We start from the raw sequence: 17,409 nt of genomic DNA on the forward strand, positions 1-17,409 counted from the left end.
GGTTTGATGATAAGCTCTCGCGCCATGTCAGTCCCCGCCCGCCAGCGCAGGCATGCTTTGCCGGTGCGGCGGCCCAGTGCAGGAAAACAGCCGCATGACCACCCCCACGTCGCGCCCCGTCGTTCTCTGCCTGTCCGGCCATGACCCGGTCGGCGGCGCCGGCCTGCAGGCCGACATCGAGGCGCTGCTGGCGCAGCAGTGCCACGCTGCTCCGGCGGTCACCGCCCTGACCGTGCAGGACACCGTCGACGTTTCCGATTTTCGCGTACTGGATCGCGCCTGGGTGCTGGCTCAGGCCGAGGCGATCATCGCCGACCTGCCGGTCGCGGCGGTCAAGCTCGGCATGCTCGGATCGGTGGAAATGGTCGAGACGGTGCTCGAGATCATGCGCCGCCTGCCTGGCGTGCCACTGGTCTGCGACCCGGTGCTGCGCGCCGGCGGCGGCGGCTCGCTGGGCAAGGACGAAGTCGGCTATGCCCTGCGCGAGCGGCTGTTCCCGGCGTCGACCATTGCCACACCAAACCTGCCCGAAGCGCGCATTCTCGCCGAGCTGCCCGAGGGCACGGCAGACGAATGCGCCGAGCGGCTGTTGCCGCACATCGAGCACCTGCTGATCACTGGCGGCCATGGCGACGAGCATGAAGTGCACAACCGGCTCTACAGTCGTGATGGCAGCCGTCACGACTTCACCTGCGCGCGCCTGCCGGGCAGCTATCACGGCTCCGGCTGCACACTGGCCAGCGCCCTGGCCGGCCGCCTGGCGCTCGGCCAGGACGTCGCCGGAGCCGTGCGCAGCGCACTCGACTACACCTGGCGCACGCTGCGCGATGCCGAAGCGCCGGGGCGTGGGCAGTACATCCCGCGGCGCCTGCCGCTGGATCTGGAGTGAGGCAGCCCGTAATGAAAACGCTTCGTGGCCTCTATGCCATCACCGACAGCCATCTGCTTGCCGACGGTCGCCTGCTGCCCTACGCCGAGGCGGCGCTGCGCGGCGGCGCACGGCTGCTGCAGTACCGCGACAAGTCGCCTGAAGAACAGCGCCGTTTGCGCGAGGCTCAGGCGCTGCAGGCGCTCTGCGAACGCTACGGCGCCGAGCTGATCATCAACGATGACGCCGAGCTTGCCGCACGCCTGGGCGTCGGCCTGCACCTGGGCCAGGACGATGGCTCGCTGTCGGCAGCACGAGCCCTGCTCGGCCGCCAGGCGATCATCGGCGCGACCTGCCATGCGCGCCTGGAACTCGCCGAGCAGGCGGCCAGCGAAGGCGCCAGCTATGTCGCCTTCGGCCGCTTCTTCGACTCACGTACAAAGCCGGGTGCACCTGGCGCCGATCTCGCCCTGCTCGAGCAGGCTCGCCGCCGGCTGCACCTGCCGATCGTCGCCATCGGTGGCGTCACCCTGGATAACGCCACATCCCTCATCGCTGCCGGCGCCAGCCTGGTGGCGGTCATCCATGCACTGTTCGCCGCCGACTCGGCCGCCGAGGTCGAGCGCCGTGCGCACGCGTTCAGCCAGTTGTTCGAACCCATCTGACCATCCGCGGCGGTCGTCACCGCCGCTGTTTTCCGCGAGGCCCCGCATGTCCCGTTCCGAAGCGCTTTTCAACCAGGCCCAGACCCACATCCCCGGCGGCGTGAACTCGCCGGTTCGTGCTTTCCGCAGCGTTGGCGGCACGCCGCTGTTTCTCAAGCATGCCGAGGGCGCCTATGTCATCGACGAGGACGACAAGCGCTATGTGGATTACGTCGGTTCCTGGGGGCCGGCGATCCTCGGTCACAGCCACCCACAGGTCCTCGATGCCGTACGCCGGCAACTTGACCACGGCCTGTCCTATGGCGCGCCGACTGCGATGGAAACGGCGATGGCCGAGCGCGTTTGCGCGCTGGTGCCGTCGATGGAAATGGTGCGCATGGTCAGCTCCGGCACCGAGGCGACCATGAGCGCCATCCGCCTGGCCCGTGGCTACACCGGGCGCGACGCGATCATCAAGTTCGAAGGCTGCTACCACGGCCACTCCGACAGCCTGCTGGTCAAGGCTGGCTCCGGTGCCCTGACCCAGGGCGTGCCGAGCTCGGCGGGGGTGCCGGCGGACTTCGCCAAGCACACCCTGACCCTGGCCTACAACGATCTGGCCGAAGTCCAGGCCACGCTCGAGGAGAAGGGCGAGCAGGTCGCCTGCATCATCGTCGAGCCCGTGGCTGGCAACATGAACTGCGTGCCGCCGGCGCCGGGCTTCCTCCAGGGCCTGCGCAGCCTGTGCGACGCGCATGGCGTGGTATTGATCTTCGACGAGGTGATGACCGGCTTTCGCGTCGCCCTCGGTGGTGCCCAGGCCTATTACGGCGTGACACCGGACCTGTCGACCTTTGGCAAGATCATTGGCGGCGGCATGCCGGTCGGCTGTTTTGGCGGCAAGCGCGCCATCATGGAAAAGATCGCCCCGCTCGGCCCGGTCTACCAGGCCGGTACGCTGTCAGGCAATCCGCTGGCGATGGCCGCCGGCCTGACCACGCTGGAGCTGATCAGCCGCCCCGGCTTCCACGCCGAACTGAGCGACTACACCACGCGCATGCTCGATGGCCTCAAGGCACGCGCCGACGCGGCGGGCGTCGCCTTTGTCACCACCCAGGTCGGTGGCATGTTCGGCCTCTATTTCAGCGAGGCGAGCGAGATCGTTACCTTCGCCGACGTCATGGCCAGTGATGTGGAGCGCTTCAAGCAGTTCTTCCACCTGATGCTCGAAGGTGGCGTCTATCTCGCCCCGAGCGCCTTCGAGGCGGGCTTCACCTCGATCGCGCATGGCGCGGCAGAGCTGGAAATCACCCTCGATGCCGCCGAGCGTGCGTTCGCCAAGCTGAAATGAGCGCGTTGCCGCAGGTGCTCGCGGCCGCCGCCCTGGCGCTCACCGCTGGCGCCTCGACATTGGCGGTCGGCTGCCTGCGCCGTCAGGCGGGCGAGGCCTAGCGACCGGCACTGTTCTGCGCCCTGCTCGGCCTCGGGCTGGCAACCGCGCTCGGCGCCTGCCGCCTGGCCAGCAGCATCGGCATAGCCACCGGGGCGGTGCAGGTCTGGTTCGAGCAGGCCACGCTGCAGCTCGGCGTACCGCTGATTGCGCTGGCCTGCCTTGCCAGCGCACGCGGCTGGCATTGGAGCGGGCCGACCTGGGGCCGCCTGCTGCTGGGGCTGTGCGCGTTCTTCGAGCTGGCGCGCCAGTTCGGCGCCAGCGAACCATACGCACTTGGCCTGAGCCTGCTCAGCGCACTGCTGATGACCTACGCCGGCCTCGTCCGCTGGCCGGATCGGCATGCGGCCCTGGCGGGCGCGCTGGGCGGGCTGCTTCTACTGGCGGCGGCGTGGGCCGGCCCGCACGGGGACGTCGCGGCGACTTTTGCGCTGGCGCTGGCGGCCCCGCTGTTGGCACTGCTGCTACGCCGCCTCGACCGGTCGGCGGAGCCGCTGGCAAATGGCTGAACGACTGCCCGAAAGGCTTTGTAAGCTGTCGGCAGCTTATCCATAATGTGACAGCCGACGCGTTTGCCCGGCAGTTCGTTAAAACGCCCTGATCCTCGAGGCGCTCCAATTGATGACCCGCACCGGCCGCATCCTGTCTTTGGGCTGTCTGCTCCTCGCGTTACCGACGATGACGATGGCCGGTGGCAATTCGCTGCTGGTGCCCGCGACGGCACGCTGTGCGCTCAATGCCTTGCCCGAGGAACTGCCGACGGCGCTGCGCGCCTGCCAGCAGGCGGCTAGCGAAGGCGACGCCCAGGCGGCCTTCGAACTGGGCGAGTTCTACCATGATGGCAAGCGTGCCCCACGCGACCTGAACAAGGTGCTGTACTGGTTCGAGCAAGCCTCGCTCAAGGGGCATGCCACCGCGCAGCATCGCCTGGGCATCATGTTCTTTCGCGGTGAGGGCGTACCGGCCAACAACGTGCAGGCCTACATCGTGCTGAAGATGGCGGCGGTCAACGGCGACGAGGATGCGCTGGACACCGCCGACCGCGTCTCGACGCAGATGCGCCGTGACGAGCTGGAGATCGCCACCCAGGTGCTCGGGCAGATCTTCCGCGAGTACCTGCTGGAACTGCAGGCCGCCGACTCGCCGTTCGCGCCCTGACGGCCAGGCGACGATCGCGCGCTTTCCCCCTCCCCTGCGGACGCTTATAATCGCCGGTCATTTTTTGAACAACGCCGGCCCGTAACATGTCCCGCAAGCTTTTCATCGAAACCCACGGCTGCCAGATGAACGAGTACGACAGCTCGCGCATGGCTGACCTGCTGGGCGAACACCAGGCCATGGAGATCACCGAGAACCCGGCCGATGCCGACGTGATCCTCCTCAACACCTGCTCGATCCGCGAGAAGGCTCAGGAAAAGGTCTTTTCCCAGCTCGGCCGCTGGCGCGAGCTGAAGCAGGAGAATCCGCAACTGGTGATCGGCGTCGGCGGTTGCGTGGCCAGCCAGGAAGGCGCAGCCATCCGTGATCGTGCCCCTTACGTGGACGTCGTGTTCGGCCCGCAGACGCTACACCGCCTGCCAGAGATGATCGATGCGGCGCGCAGCACCCGCACGCCGCAGGTGGACATTTCCTTCCCCGAGATCGAAAAGTTCGACCGCCTGCCCGAGCCCCGGGTCGACGGCCCGAGCGCCTTCGTCTCGGTCATGGAAGGCTGCAGCAAGTACTGCACCTTCTGCGTGGTGCCCTACACCCGCGGCGAGGAAGTCAGCCGGCCGTTACCGGACGTGCTTGGGGAAATCCTCCACCTAGCCGAAAACGGTGTGAAGGAAGTGACGCTGCTCGGCCAGAACGTCAACGGCTACCGCCACGACGGCAGCGATTTTGCCGATCTGCTGCACGCCGTCGCGGCGATCGAGGGCATCGAGCGCATTCGCTACACCACCAGCCACCCGCTGGAATTCTCCGATGCGATCATCCAGGCCCATGCCGAGATTCCGCAGCTGGTGAAGTACCTGCACCTGCCTGTGCAGTCGGGCTCGGACCGGGTGCTGGCGGCAATGAAGCGCAACCACACGGCGCTCGAATACAAGTCGCGCATCCGCAAGCTCAAGGCCGCGGTGCCCGACATCCTGATCAGTTCGGACTTCATCGTCGGTTTTCCCGGCGAGACCGAGAAGGATTTCGAGCAGACCATGAAGCTGATCGAAGACGTCGGCTTCGACTTTTCCTACTCGTTCGTCTACAGCGCCCGCCCCGGCACGCCGGCCGCGGACCTGAACGACGACACGCCCGAGGAGGTCAAGAAGCAGCGCCTCGCCGTGTTGCAGCACCGGCTCAACGAGCAGGGCTTCGAGAACAGCCGACGAATGGTCGGCACGACGCAGCGCATTCTGGTGACCGACTACTCCAAGAAGGACCCGGGCATGCTGCAGGGCCGCACGGAGCACAACCGCATCGTCAATTTCCGCTGCGACAACCCGCGACTGATCGGCCAGTTCGTCGAAGTCCACATCGACGACGCCCTGCCGCACTCGCTGCGTGGCAGTCTGCTCGGCTGAGCAGGCCCGCGCCTCGGTGCCCGGCCGGACTGACCGACGTCAACCGGCCCGGGAACCGAACAAGCGCCAGCTTTCGGCTTTGCCGCGGCGGCGCTATTCTCTTTTCACCAATTCGCCGCCTACGGCCATATCGAAAGCCCTTGAACGCACCCATAGAACCTCATCGCTTCACCCTCGAACCCTTTGAAGCACGCCGCTTCGCCAACCTCTGCGGCCAGTTCGACGAGCACCTGCGACTGATCGAACAGCGCCTGGCCCTGGAAATCCGCAACCGCGGCAACCAGTTCGAACTGGTCGGCCCGCAGGACGCTGCCAAGTCCGCGGAAAACCTGCTGCGCCGCCTCTACCGCGAAACCAAGACCACCGAGCTGTCGCCGGACATGGTCCACCTGTTCCTGCAGGAGTCGGGCATGGAGGAGCTGGCCAACCCCAGCGCCAACCAGGGCGTGAGCCTGCGCACGCGCAAGGGCAACATCCGCCCGCGCGGGGCCAATCAGCAGCGCTACGTCAAGGCCATCCTCGACAACGACATCAATTTCGGCATCGGCCCGGCAGGCACCGGCAAGACCTATCTGGCGGTCGCCTGTGCGGTGGATGCACTGGAGCGCGAACAGGTACGGCGCATCCTGCTGGTCCGCCCGGCGGTCGAAGCCGGCGAGAAACTCGGCTTCCTGCCCGGCGACCTGGCGCAGAAGATCGATCCTTATCTGCGCCCGCTGTACGACGCGCTCTACGAAATGCTCGGTTTCGAGCACGTGGCGCGGCTGATCGAGAAGCAGGTGATCGAGATTGCACCGCTGGCCTACATGCGCGGCCGCACGCTGAACAACAGCTTCATCATCCTCGACGAGAGCCAGAACACCACCCAGGAGCAGATGAAGATGTTCCTGACGCGTATCGGCTTCGGCTCCACCGCGGTGATCACCGGCGACATCACCCAGGTCGACCTGCCGCGCGGCACCAAGAGCGGTTTGGCGCACGTGATCGACGTGCTGCGCGACGTCAAGGGCATCAGCTTCACCCATTTCCAGCCCAAGGACGTGGTGCGCCACCCCCTGGTGCAGCGCATCGTCGAGGCCTATGACGCCTTCGAAGAGCCGCAGCCGATGCCGGCCCGACGGGCGAATCAGGAATCGCCGTCGTGATCGAACTCGATCTGCAGCTGGCCTCGGAGGCGCAAGCGCCGTCGCAGGCCGACTTCCAACGCTGGTGCGAGCTGGCCCTGCGGCAACGCAGCGCCGATTCCGAGCTGACCATTCGGGTGGTCGACGAAGCCGAAGGGCGCGAGCTCAACCGCACCTGGCGGCACAAGGACTACGCCACCAACGTGCTGTCGTTTCCGGCCGATGTGCCAGACGGCATCCTCGACATTCCGCTGCTCGGCGACCTGGTGATCTGCGCGCCAGTGGTCGAGCGCGAAGCCGCCGAGCAGGGCAAGCCGAGCCAGGCGCACTGGGCCCACCTGGTCATCCACGGCTGCCTGCATCTGCTGGGTTACGACCATATCGAGGACGACGAGGCCGAGGAAATGGAAGCGCTGGAACGCGAGCTTCTGGCCGAACTCGGCCACCCCGACCCCTATGCCGAACAACAGCCCGAAACGGGCCACCGCATGGACCACTGAGCCACACGACATGAGCGAAGACCGATCGATCAGCGGGCAGAAGTCCTGGCTGGAGAAAATCACCCAGGCTTTTGCCCACGAACCCAAGAACCGCCAGGAGCTGCTGGAGATCCTGCGCGAGGCCCACGACAACAAGCTGCTCGACAGCGAGGCCCTGGCCATCGTCGAGGGCGCCATCCAGGTCGCCGACCTGCAGGTGCGCGACATCATGGTGCCGCGCTCGCAGGTCATCAGCATTCGCGCCGACCAGTCGCCGCGAGAGTTCCTTCCGGCAATCATCGAAGCCGCGCATTCGCGCTACCCGGTAGTCGGCGAGAGCCTCGACGAGGTGATCGGCATCCTGCTGGCCAAGGATCTGCTGCCGCTGGTCCTGCAAGGCGAACAGCAGAGTTTCAACATCAAGGATCTGCTGCGCCCGGCCACCTTCGTGCCCGAATCCAAGCGCCTGAACGTATTGCTGCGCGAGTTTCGCGCCAACCACAACCACATGGCCGTGGTCATCGACGAATATGGCGGCGTCGCCGGCCTGGTCACCATCGAGGACGTGCTGGAGCAGATCGTCGGCGACATCGAGGACGAGCACGACGTCGAGGAAGACAGCTATATCCGCCCGCTGCCCTCCGGCGATTTCCTGGTCAAGGCGCTGACGCCGATCGACGAGTTCAACGACTACTTCGAGGTCGCCTTCCCCGACGACGAGTTCGACACCGTTGCCGGCCTGGTGATGAATGCCTTCGGCCATCTGCCCAAGCGCAACGAAGTGATCGAGATCGACGGTTTCCGTGTGCGCGTGCTCAATGCCGACAGCCGCCGCGTCCACATGCTGCGCCTGTCGCGCCTGGAGCGCGAGGCGCACTGAGCGACCGAGGGCCGTGGCGGGTTTCTGCCGCCCGCACGCGGCCTGCGCCTCGCCACGTAAACGCGCTTCGCTTGCGGCAGGCCGAGCATGGCCGTAGCCTCGCCTGCATTTGTCCCGCAAGGAAAATCGATGTCCTGGATCACCCGTCCTGGCTGGCTCGGCAATCTGCTGGCGCTTGTCGCAGGCACGCTTACCACGCTGGCGCTGGCGCCGTTCGACCTTTGGCCGCTGGCGCTCGTCTCGATCGCCCTCCTGTTCCTCGGTCTGCGCGAACTCGCCCCGGGCCAGGCTGCGCGACGCGGCTGGTGCTACGGTTTCGGCCTGTTCGCTTCCGGCGTGAGCTGGGTCTACGTCAGCATCCACGATTTCGGCGCGGCCTCGCCGGCGCTTGCCGGCCTGCTAACGCTTGGCTTCGTCGCCGGGCTGGCGCTGTTCTTCATGCTCTTCGGCTGGCTCTGGGCGCGCTGGCTGCGTGGACAGCAGACACCCCTGCGCGACGCACTTGGCTTCGCCGCCCTGTGGCTCGCGCTGGACGCCCTGCGCGGCTGGCTGCTGACCGGCTTTCCGTGGCTCTATGCCGGCTACAGTCAGCTGGATGGGCCGCTCGCCGGGCTGGCGCCGCTAGGCGGCGTCTGGCTCCTGACCTTTGCCATCAGCCTCAGCGCGGCACTGCTGGTAAACCTGCCGCGCATGCGCGGTCGGCCCTCGCAGCTGGCCGCCGCGGCCCTGCTGCTGGTTGCGCCCTGGCTGACTGGAGCGCTGCTCGACGAGCATGCCTGGACGCAACCCAAGGGCGACCCGCTGAGCGTCGTGGCGGTGCAGGGCAACGTCCACCAGAGCCTAAAGTGGGATCCCAAGCAGCTGGAAATGCAGCTGGTGTTGTACCGCGACATGACCTTCCGCAGCCGACCCGCCGACCTCATCGTCTGGCCGGAAACCGCCGTGCCGATCCTCAAGGAACATGCCGAAGGCTACCTGTCGATGATGGCCGGCTTCGCCCGACAGCGCGATTCGGCGCTGATCACCGGGGTGCCGGTACGCCAGCCCAACGATGCCGGCGAACTGCGCTATTACAACGGCCTGACGGTCACCGGCGAAGGCAGCGGCACCTACCTCAAGCAGAAACTCGTCCCCTTCGGCGAGTACGTTCCGCTGCAGGACCTGCTGCGCGGACTGATCGCCTTCTTCGACCTGCCCATGTCCGACTTCGCCCGCGGCCAGCCTGGCCAACCACTGCTGCAGGCCAAGGGGCTGCAGATCGCTCCCTATATCTGCTACGAGGTGGTCTACCCGGAATTCGCCGCCGCACTCGCCGCCGACAGCGACCTGCTGCTGACGGTGAGCAACGACGCCTGGTTCGGCCGCTCCATCGGCCCGCTGCAGCACCTGCAGATGGCCCAGATGCGCGCCCTGGAAGCCGGCCGTTGGATGATCCGCGCGACGAACAACGGCATCACCGTGCTGATCGACCCGTTCGGCCGCGTTACCGAAGGGGTGCCGCAGTTCGAAGAGGCCGTGCTTTACGGAGAAGTCAGCGCCATGCAAGGGCTGACGCCCTACCTGCGCTGGCGCTCCTGGCCGCTGGTGCTGGTCTGTTCGTTACTGCTGGGCTGGGCCTTGATCGGCTGCAACCGGGGGCGCGGGTGATACGCCCACCGCTGGGCGGTACAGCAGCGGATAGACGAGCATTCCGGCGGCCTCGTTGATCAGCAGGCTGGTCTGCCACACCGCTTTGGCTTCCGGGAGCCAACCACCCAGCGGGCGCCCGTTGGGCACGCCCATGAACCCCACCGGTGCGGCGACGACCTCGATGCCGTTCTGCTCGAAGCACCAGCGCGAGCGCGGCATGTGCACCGCAGAGGTCACCAGCACGACCCGCTCGATGCCGGCCGCCTTGAGCATTCGCGCGCTGTAGACAGCATTCTCCCAGGTCGTACGGCTGCGCTCCTCCAGCCAGCGGGTCGGCACCTGGAAGTCGCGCTGCAATACCTCGGCACCGATATATGCCTCGCTCGGCGGCTGGCCGAAGTGCAGCCCGCCGCTGGTGAGGATCGGCAGCCCGCTGGCACGCGCCAGACGTGCCGCATAGCGCAGCCGCTCGAGCGCCAGATGGCCCGGCTGGTCGCCGCCCCAGGCCGGATCGGCGAGCTCACGCCCGGCGCCGAGCACGACGATGGCTCCCGCCTCGGCTGCCAGCCCGCCCCAGCGCGCCTCGGCCAGCGCCGGCTCACGCTCGAGCAGTCTGGCACCCCACTCGACGAACACCGGCAGGCTCATTGCCGTCAGGCCGCCAAGACCGATGGCGAAGCACAGCGCGGCGAACCGCGGCCGCCGGCGCCGCAGGAGCCAGGCAAAGGCCAGCAGCAGCACAAAGCCGCCCGGAGGAAGTAGCAGCTGTTTGAAGAAATAGCGAATCGGCACCCGGCAACCCCTTGTCTCTCAGCAGGTGCCCGCCACTCTAACCGCTAGTCTTACGGCCCTGCATCAGTGCCGCTCATGCCGACGCAAGCGCCTTGCGCGCAGCAGCTGCGACCCGCAGGCCTCGCAGCAGGCAGGTCCCGCACCTTCCGGCCAATGCACCTCGGCCTGGCACAGCGCACAATTGAGCGACTGGCGCAGGGCAAAGCGGTTCTGTGCCTCGCGCGGTGCCGAGCGTTTTTCCGGTGCGCCACGCACCACGGTCTTAGGGCGCGGGCGAGACAGGCGGGCATGCTCCTGAGCGGCGGCATGCCAGCCCGACAGCCAGCGTTCGTCACCGCTCAGGTAGGCCCTGATCAGCTCGCATTCGGCAGGTGTCAGGCCGTCGACCTCGAGCTCGCCCGCCTCGCCGACGCCGGCCGATCCATCACGCTCGGCCTGCTCCAACGCCAGGGACAGGCGCCGCAGCACACGCCCGTACAGGTTGCCCCGATCCGGTGGCTCTTTGATCATCTCTAGCTACCTCGCTTCCCCTTGCACAAAGCGTAGCTCAGCCCTGGCTGGCCACCCCCAACACGACGGATGGCAAAGCGACTCGGACGGCAAATCAGGTTTCCCTAGGCTGCAAAGGGTCATGTATGCTACGGCGCTTCCATGCCTCTGCCCGCAGCCTCGCGCGCCCACGGATCGGTCTTCCGAGCCGTCGTCTGACTCGCCGCGGCGGAGCGCCCGCCCTCTCCTCAACGCCAGTAGCCATGCACGAACAGTATCTGCCCCGCGAAATCGAAGCCGCCGCCCAAGCCCAGTGGGAAGCGAACAAGTCCTTTGAAGTCAGCGAGGAACCCGGCAAGGACACCTTCTATTGCCTGTCGATGTTCCCCTACCCCAGCGGCAAGCTGCATATGGGGCACGTGCGCAACTACACCATCGGCGACGTGATCGCACGCTATCAGCGCATGCAGGGCAAGAACGTCCTGCAGCCCATGGGCTGGGACGCCTTCGGCATGCCGGCCGAGAACGCCGCGATGAAGAACCAGGTGGCGCCGGCGAAGTGGACCTACGAGAACATCGCCTACATGAAGGCCCAGCTGAAATCGCTGGGTCTGGCCATCGACTGGTCGCGCGAAGTCACCACCTGCAAGCCGGACTACTACCGCTGGGAACAATGGCTGTTCACCCGCCTGTTCGAGAAGGGCGTGATCTACCGCAAGAACGGCACCGTGAACTGGGACCCGGTCGACCAGACCGTGCTGGCCAACGAGCAGGTCATCGATGGCCGCGGCTGGCGTTCGGGCGCGCTAATCGAGAAGCGCGAAATCCCGATGTACTACTTCAAGATCACCGCCTACGCGGATGAGCTGCTGGAGAGTCTGGACGAGCTGGACGGCTGGCCCGAGCAGGTCAAGACCATGCAGCGCAACTGGATCGGCAAGTCGCGCGGCATGGAGATCAGCTTCCCCTACGATGTCGCCAGCATCGGCAGCGAGGGGGTGATGAAGGTCTTCACCACCCGCCCCGATACGCTGATGGGTGCGACCTACGTGGCCGTTGCAGCGGAACATCCGCTGGCCACTCTCGCCGCGCAGAACAACCCCGAGCTGCAGGCCTTCATCGACGAGTGCAAGCGCGGCGGCGTCGCCGAAGCCGACATCGCCACCCAGGAAAAGAAAGGCCTGGCCACCTCCCTGCGCGTGCAACATCCGCTGACCGGTGAACTGCTGCCGGTATGGGTCGCCAACTACGTCCTGATGAACTATGGCGAAGGCGCGGTCATGGCCGTGCCGGCGCATGACGAGCGCGACTTCGAATTCGCCAGCAAGTACGGTCTGCCGATCAAGCCGGTGGTGCGCACCAGCGCCGGCGACGAGACGCCCGCGCCCTGGCAGGACGCCTACGGCGAGCACGGTCAGCTGATCAACTCCGGCATCTATGACGGCCTGGATTTCGAAGGCGCCTTCGACGCCATCGAAGTGGCGCTGCAGAAGAAAGGCCTCGGCCAGGCGCGCACCCAATTCCGCCTGCGCGACTGGGGCATCAGCCGCCAGCGCTACTGGGGCTGCCCGATCCCGATCATCCATTGCGACAGCTGTGGCGACGTGCCGGTGCCAGAAGACCAACTGCCGGTCGTGCTGCCCGAAGACGTGGTGCCGGATGGCGCCGGCTCGCCGCTGGCGAAGATGCCTGAGTTCTACGAGTGCAGCTGCCCGAAGTGCGGCGCACCTGCCAAGCGCGAAACCGACACCATGGACACCTTCGTCGAGTCGTCCTGGTACTTCGCCCGCTACGCCAGCCCGAACTACGACCAGGGCATGGTCGACCCTGCGGCTGCCAACCACTGGCTGCCGGTGGACCAGTACATCGGCGGTATCGAACACGCCATCCTCCACCTGCTCTACGCGCGCTTTTTCCACAAGCTGATGCGCGACGAGGGCCTGGTCAGTTCCAACGAGCCGTTCAAGAACCTGCTGACCCAGGGCATGGTGGTCGCCGAAACCTACTACCGCACCCTGGAAAACGGCGGCAAAGACTGGTTCAACCCGGCCGACGTCGAGGTCGAGCGTGATGCCAAGGCCAAGGTCATCGGTGCCAGGCTGAAGACCGACGGGCAGCCGGTGGAAATCGGCGGCACCGAGAAGATGTCCAAGTCGAAGAACAACGGCGTCGACCCGCAGGCGATGATCGATGCCTACGGCGCCGACACCTGCCGTCTGTTCATGATGTTCGCCTCGCCGCCGGACATGAGCCTGGAATGGTCCGACTCCGGCGTCGAGGGCGCCAGCCGCTTCCTGCGCCGCGTCTGGCGTCTGGCCCACGCACACGTCAGCGCCGGGCTGCCGGGTACGCTCGATCTGGCCACACTGAACGACGAGCAGAAGGCCGTGCGCCGCGCGATTCATCTGGCGATCAGGCAGGCCAGCACCGATGTCGGCCAGCACCACAAGTTCAACACCGCCATCGCCCAGGTGATGACGCTGATGAACGTGCTGGAGAAGGCGCCGACTGCCAGCGAGCAGGACCGTGCCCTGCTGCAGGAAGGCCTGGAGACCGTCGCCCTGCTGCTGGCCCCGATCACCCCGCATATCTGCCACGAACTCTGGCAGCAGCTGGGCAAGCCGGGCGCGATCATCGACGCGCAGTGGCCGAAGGTCGACGAGTCCGCCCTGGTGCAGGACAGCCTGACTCTGGTGGTTCAGGTCAACGGCAAGCTGCGTGGCCAGATCGAAGTGCCGGCCAGCGCCAGCCGGGAAGAGGTGGAGGCCGCCGCGCGCGGCAACGAGAACGTGCTGCGCTTCACCGAAGGCCTGACCATCCGCAAGGTCATCGTGGTTCCGGGCAAGCTGGTCAACATCGTCGCTAACTGATTCGGCTCCGACGCTGCAGGCGGGGAGCCCACGAGGGATATACAGATGATCAAACGGAATCTGGCTGTGCTGGGCCTGGCCGCCCTCCTCGGTGGCTGCGGCTTCCAGCTGCGCGGCACCGGCGATGTGCAGTTCGGCCTCAAGGAGCTCGATCTGCAGGCGCGCAACAGCTATGGCGAAACCCGCCAGCAGCTCGAGGATGTACTCGAGCGCAACGATGTGCGCGTCCATCCCGGCGCCCGCTACCGCCTGGATCTGGTCAAAGAGAGCACCCGCCAGCGCGTCGCCAGCTACACCAGCGCGGCGCGCAGTGCCGAGTACGAGCTCACCAGCGAGCTGACCTATCAGTTCCGCGGCCCGCAGGATCGGTTGCTGCTCGAGGACAACGTCGAAGTGCAGAAGGTCTACGTACACGACGAGAACAACCTGATCGGTTCCGACCAGGAAGCCGAGCAGCTGCGCCAGGAAATGCGCCGCGAGCTGATTCAGCAAGTGGTCATGCGCATCCAGCGCATTACCCCGGCCCAGCTCGACCAGCTGCAGCAAGAGGCGGAGGCCAGGGCTCGCGCCGAGGCCGAGGCGCTCGAAGCCGCTCGGCGCGAGCAGGGCGCGCAGCCCCTGCAGTCGCCGATCCAGCTGCCGCTGCAGTGAAGCCGGAGGAGCCGCCGCCGCGGCTCCTCTCGTTTGCCGTCAATGAAACTCTCCCCCGCCCAACTCGCCAAGCACCTGCAGGGTTCGCTGGCCCCGGTTTACGTGGTCTGCGGCGACGAGCATCTGCTCTGCCAGGAAGCCTGTGACGCGATCCGCCAGGCGACGCGTGGCCAGGGTTTCAGCGAACGTCAGGTGTTCAATGTCGAGACCGGCTTCGACTGGGGTCAGCTGATCGAGGCTGGCGCCAGCCTGTCACTGTTCGCCGAGAAGCGCCTGATCGAACTGCGCATCCCCAACGGCAAGCCCGGCGACAAGGGTGCCGCGGCCCTGCTCGATTATCTGGCGCGCCCGGCCGAAGACACCGTGCTGTTGATCAGCCTGCCGAAGCTCGACGGCAGCACGCAAAAGACCAAGTGGGCCAAGGCGCTGATCGACGGCAAGGATGTGCAGTTCGTGCAGATCTGGCCGGTCGACGCCGCGCAGCTGCCCCAGTGGATCCGTCAGCGCCTGGCGCAGGCCGGCCTGGCCGCTGACCAGGAAGCGGTGGAAATGATCGCGGCGCGCGTCGAGGGCAACCTCCTCGCCGCTGCCCAGGAGATCGAAAAGCTCAAGCTGCTGGCCGAAGGCGGGCAGATCAACGCCGAGACGGTCCAGGCCGCGGTAGCCGACAGCGCCCGCTACGACGTATTCGGCCTGATCGACGCCTGCCTGCACGGCCACGCCAGCCATGCCCTGCACATGCTCGAAGGCCTGCGTGGCGAAGGCATCGAGCCACCCGTGATCCTCTGGGCCCTGGCCCGCGAGCTGCGCCTGCTGGCCGGCATTGCTCAGCAATACGCCCAGGGCCTGCCACTCGAGAAGGCCTTCGCCCAGGCGCGGCCTCCGGTGTGGGACAAACGCAGGCCACTCGTTTCCAAGGCCTTGCAGCGGCACAGCGCGCAACGCTGGAACCAGCTGCTGATGGATGCCCAGCGCATCGATGCCCAGATCAAGGGCCAGGCCGAAGGCAATCCCTGGACCGGGCTGGCCGATCTGTGCCTGCAGTTGGCTGGCACGCGCATCCTGACCCGCTGAGCCAAGCGTGGCACAGGCGGTCGCCTGCCCCGCGCAAGCCGCACAAAGCGTGATAATGTTCTCAGCCGATTTCCCCATCGAGAGTGGTGATGTTCTACCCCTTCGTTCCCGTGCTGTTGCTACGCACGCTGGTCGCCGGCACGGCGCTAGGGCTGGTGGCCTGCGCCGCCAAGCCGCTCGCCGAGAGCTATGCGCCCCAGCCCGCTTCATCGGCAAGTCAGAGCACCGCAGAGGCGCCGACGGCCGGCGCCCCCGCGGCACTGCCATTGCCGGGTTTTGCTGAATGGCGCGATCAGTTTCGGCAGCAGGCGCTGGCCGCGGGCATCAGTCCCCGCGTATTCGACGAAGCCTTCGCTGGCGTGACTCCGGACCCGACCGTCATCACTGCCGACCGCAGCCAGCCGGAATTCACTCGCCCAGTCTGGGCATATCTCGACGGGGCGCTTTCGACGCAACGCGTCGAGCGCGGCAAAAGGCTATTGACCGAACATGCCGACACGCTGGCCCGCATCGAAGACCGCTACGGTGTGGATCGCCAGGCGCTTGTCGCCGTGTGGGGTCTGGAAAGCAGCTTTGGCCAGATCATGGGCGACAAGTCGGTCATTCGCTCGCTGGCCACCCTCGCTCACGAAGGCCGGCGGCCGGAGTTCGCTCGCACCCAGCTGCTCGCCGCCTTGCAGATCCTCCAGAGCGGCGACGTCCGCCCCGAGCGGATGCGCGGCTCCTGGGCCGGCGCCATGGGCCAAACCCAGTTCATTCCCACCACCTACAACACCCACGCGGTCGACTTCGACGGCGACGGTCGCCGCGACATCTGGGGCAGCGCGGCTGACGCACTGGCATCGGCTGCCCACTACCTGCAAGCCTCGGGTTGGAGCCTCCATCAACCCTGGGGTACGGAAGTGCGCCTGCCCTCGGGGTTCGACTACGCCCTGGCCGATGCCAGCATCCGCAAGCCGCTCGGGGACTGGCGTGCGCTGGGCATCGCCGGCATTCCGGACGGCGACGACAGCGCGCAGGCCAGCTTGCTGTTGCCGGCCGGGCACCGCGGCCCCGCGTTCCTGGTGCTGGATAACTTCCGTAGCATCCTTCGCTATAACAACTCGTCTTCGTACGCGCTGGCGATCGGCCTGCTGGCCGATCGTTTTCGCGGCCGTGGCGAGGTCGCCGGCGAATGGCCGCGTGACGAACAACCGTTGAGCCGCTCCGAGCGGCTGGAACTGCAGGAGCGCCTTGCGCGCCAGGGTTACGACCCCGGCACGGCCGACGGCATCATCGGCGCCAATACGCGCAAGGCGATACGCGGTTTTCAGCAAACCCTCGGCTGGCCGGCCGACGGGCACCCCACCCAGGAGCTGCTGGGCCGTCTGCGCGCGCGTCCCTGAGCGATCACGGCAACGAAAAAGCCCCGGAATCCGGGGCTTTTCATTTGACGCTGCGGTCCGCTCAGTGCTTCACGGCCACTTCGTAGAGATAATCCGGCAGTGGATCGATGACGATCTGCTGGCCTTGATAGTGGGCGCGAACCGACTCCCGCGGCACGACGCCGTGCGGGACCCGCTCATCGCCACCGAGGCGCTGCCGAGCACGGTAGTCGATGACGCAACCATCGGCCTCGACCCAGAAATGCGGCTTGACCACTTTTCCGTCGAGCTCGACCTGCCCCAGCATGGCGCGATAGGGAATGTGCTGCTTGGCCAGGCGCGTCACCACCAAGCGACTCATCGCGTCGCATTCGACCTTGGCGGTATCCAGATCATCGAGCAGATTCTTCAACTGGGGGTGGTTCATGAGCTATGGCCCTCGGCCTGATGTTGACGGCCGACACTATAGACCAAAGTCTAATGCGGCGGAATGACGCAATTTACTTGCCAAGCTAACTAACGATCCTGTGGTTTTTT

The 17,409-nt window shown here is 66.5% G+C and carries 17 protein-coding genes; 14 read left to right on the forward strand and 3 right to left on the reverse strand.

What is annotated here, in order from left to right; translation table 11 throughout:
- Positions 1 to 94 precede the first annotated feature (94 nt).
- The 10 genes from AC0KXH_RS17005 to lnt all read left to right on the forward strand — a co-directional run bounded on the left by AC0KXH_RS17005 (position 95) and on the right by lnt (position 9,650).
- Complete coding sequence (locus tag AC0KXH_RS17005; RefSeq protein ID WP_041108065.1) at positions 95 to 889, forward strand: hydroxymethylpyrimidine/phosphomethylpyrimidine kinase; 795 nt, start codon at positions 95 to 97, stop codon at positions 887 to 889.
- 11 nt (positions 890 to 900) lie between these two features.
- Entirely contained in the window at positions 901 to 1,533 is a 633-nt protein-coding gene (gene thiE, locus AC0KXH_RS17010) for a thiamine phosphate synthase (protein WP_488223754.1), read from the forward strand.
- A 46-nt stretch (positions 1,534 to 1,579) separates the two neighbouring features.
- The gene (gene hemL / locus AC0KXH_RS17015; protein WP_165562679.1) at positions 1,580 to 2,863 is read left to right on the forward strand and encodes a glutamate-1-semialdehyde 2,1-aminomutase; all 1,284 of its coding nucleotides are present in this window, start codon (positions 1,580 to 1,582) and stop codon (positions 2,861 to 2,863) included.
- 197 nt (positions 2,864 to 3,060) lie between these two features.
- Positions 3,061 to 3,471: a hypothetical protein gene (locus AC0KXH_RS17020; RefSeq protein ID WP_488223755.1), complete on the forward strand. Its 411-nt coding sequence runs from the start codon at positions 3,061 to 3,063 to the stop codon at positions 3,469 to 3,471.
- 112 nt (positions 3,472 to 3,583) lie between these two features.
- Entirely contained in the window at positions 3,584 to 4,120 is a 537-nt protein-coding gene (locus AC0KXH_RS17025) for a tetratricopeptide repeat protein (RefSeq protein ID WP_488223756.1), read from the forward strand.
- An 86-nt stretch (positions 4,121 to 4,206) separates the two neighbouring features.
- Positions 4,207 to 5,520, forward strand: coding sequence for a tRNA (N6-isopentenyl adenosine(37)-C2)-methylthiotransferase MiaB (gene miaB, locus AC0KXH_RS17030; RefSeq protein WP_043222142.1), 1,314 nt, complete (start codon positions 4,207 to 4,209; stop codon positions 5,518 to 5,520).
- 140 nt (positions 5,521 to 5,660) lie between these two features.
- Complete coding sequence (locus AC0KXH_RS17035) at positions 5,661 to 6,665, forward strand: PhoH family protein (RefSeq protein ID WP_061337571.1); 1,005 nt, start codon at positions 5,661 to 5,663, stop codon at positions 6,663 to 6,665.
- A complete protein-coding gene (gene ybeY / locus AC0KXH_RS17040) occupies positions 6,662 to 7,144 on the forward strand; it encodes an rRNA maturation RNase YbeY (RefSeq protein ID WP_041108079.1) in 483 nt (160 codons plus the stop codon). Before AC0KXH_RS17035 ends, ybeY begins: the two co-directional genes overlap by 4 nt.
- A 10-nt stretch (positions 7,145 to 7,154) precedes the next feature.
- Positions 7,155 to 8,003, forward strand: coding sequence for a CorC family transporter (locus AC0KXH_RS17045; RefSeq protein WP_041108081.1), 849 nt, complete (start codon positions 7,155 to 7,157; stop codon positions 8,001 to 8,003).
- 129 nt (positions 8,004 to 8,132) lie between these two features.
- Positions 8,133 to 9,650: an apolipoprotein N-acyltransferase gene (gene lnt, locus AC0KXH_RS17050; RefSeq protein WP_488223757.1), complete on the forward strand. Its 1,518-nt coding sequence runs from the start codon at positions 8,133 to 8,135 to the stop codon at positions 9,648 to 9,650.
- Here lnt and AC0KXH_RS17055 read toward each other — a convergent pair.
- Entirely contained in the window at positions 9,603 to 10,424 is an 822-nt protein-coding gene (locus tag AC0KXH_RS17055; RefSeq protein ID WP_488223758.1) for a YdcF family protein, read from the reverse strand. The genes lnt and AC0KXH_RS17055 overlap by 48 nt on opposite strands.
- A gap of 63 nt (positions 10,425 to 10,487) precedes the next feature.
- Positions 10,488 to 10,934 carry a hypothetical protein gene (locus AC0KXH_RS17060; RefSeq protein WP_061337568.1) on the reverse strand — a complete coding sequence of 149 codons (447 nt, stop codon included), beginning with the start codon at positions 10,932 to 10,934 and terminating at the stop codon, positions 10,488 to 10,490.
- Between the two features lie 242 nt (positions 10,935 to 11,176).
- On the opposite strand from AC0KXH_RS17060, the gene leuS reads away from it, so the two are divergent.
- The 4 genes from leuS to AC0KXH_RS17080 all read left to right on the forward strand — a co-directional run bounded on the left by leuS (position 11,177) and on the right by AC0KXH_RS17080 (position 16,893).
- Positions 11,177 to 13,783 carry a leucine--tRNA ligase gene (leuS, locus tag AC0KXH_RS17065; protein WP_213151358.1) on the forward strand — a complete coding sequence of 869 codons (2,607 nt, stop codon included), beginning with the start codon at positions 11,177 to 11,179 and terminating at the stop codon, positions 13,781 to 13,783.
- Positions 13,784 to 13,828: 45 nt separating this feature from the next.
- Positions 13,829 to 14,434, forward strand: coding sequence for an LPS-assembly lipoprotein LptE (locus tag AC0KXH_RS17070; protein ID WP_041108090.1), 606 nt, complete (start codon positions 13,829 to 13,831; stop codon positions 14,432 to 14,434).
- A 42-nt stretch (positions 14,435 to 14,476) separates the two neighbouring features.
- On the forward strand, positions 14,477 to 15,508 hold the full coding sequence (holA, locus tag AC0KXH_RS17075; protein WP_041108092.1) for a DNA polymerase III subunit delta: 1,032 nt from the start codon (positions 14,477 to 14,479) through the stop codon (positions 15,506 to 15,508).
- Between the two features lie 89 nt (positions 15,509 to 15,597).
- Positions 15,598 to 16,893 (forward strand): lytic murein transglycosylase, encoded by a 1,296-nt coding sequence (locus AC0KXH_RS17080; RefSeq protein WP_212542608.1) that lies wholly within the window; start codon positions 15,598 to 15,600, stop codon positions 16,891 to 16,893.
- 61 nt (positions 16,894 to 16,954) lie between these two features.
- Here AC0KXH_RS17080 and AC0KXH_RS17085 read toward each other — a convergent pair whose 3' ends face one another.
- Positions 16,955 to 17,299 carry a hypothetical protein gene (locus AC0KXH_RS17085; RefSeq protein WP_041108096.1) on the reverse strand — a complete coding sequence of 115 codons (345 nt, stop codon included), beginning with the start codon at positions 17,297 to 17,299 and terminating at the stop codon, positions 16,955 to 16,957.
- Positions 17,300 to 17,409: the final 110 nt, after the last annotated feature.

It is taken from the genome of Stutzerimonas sp. CXK-1 (genome assembly GCF_057738225.1).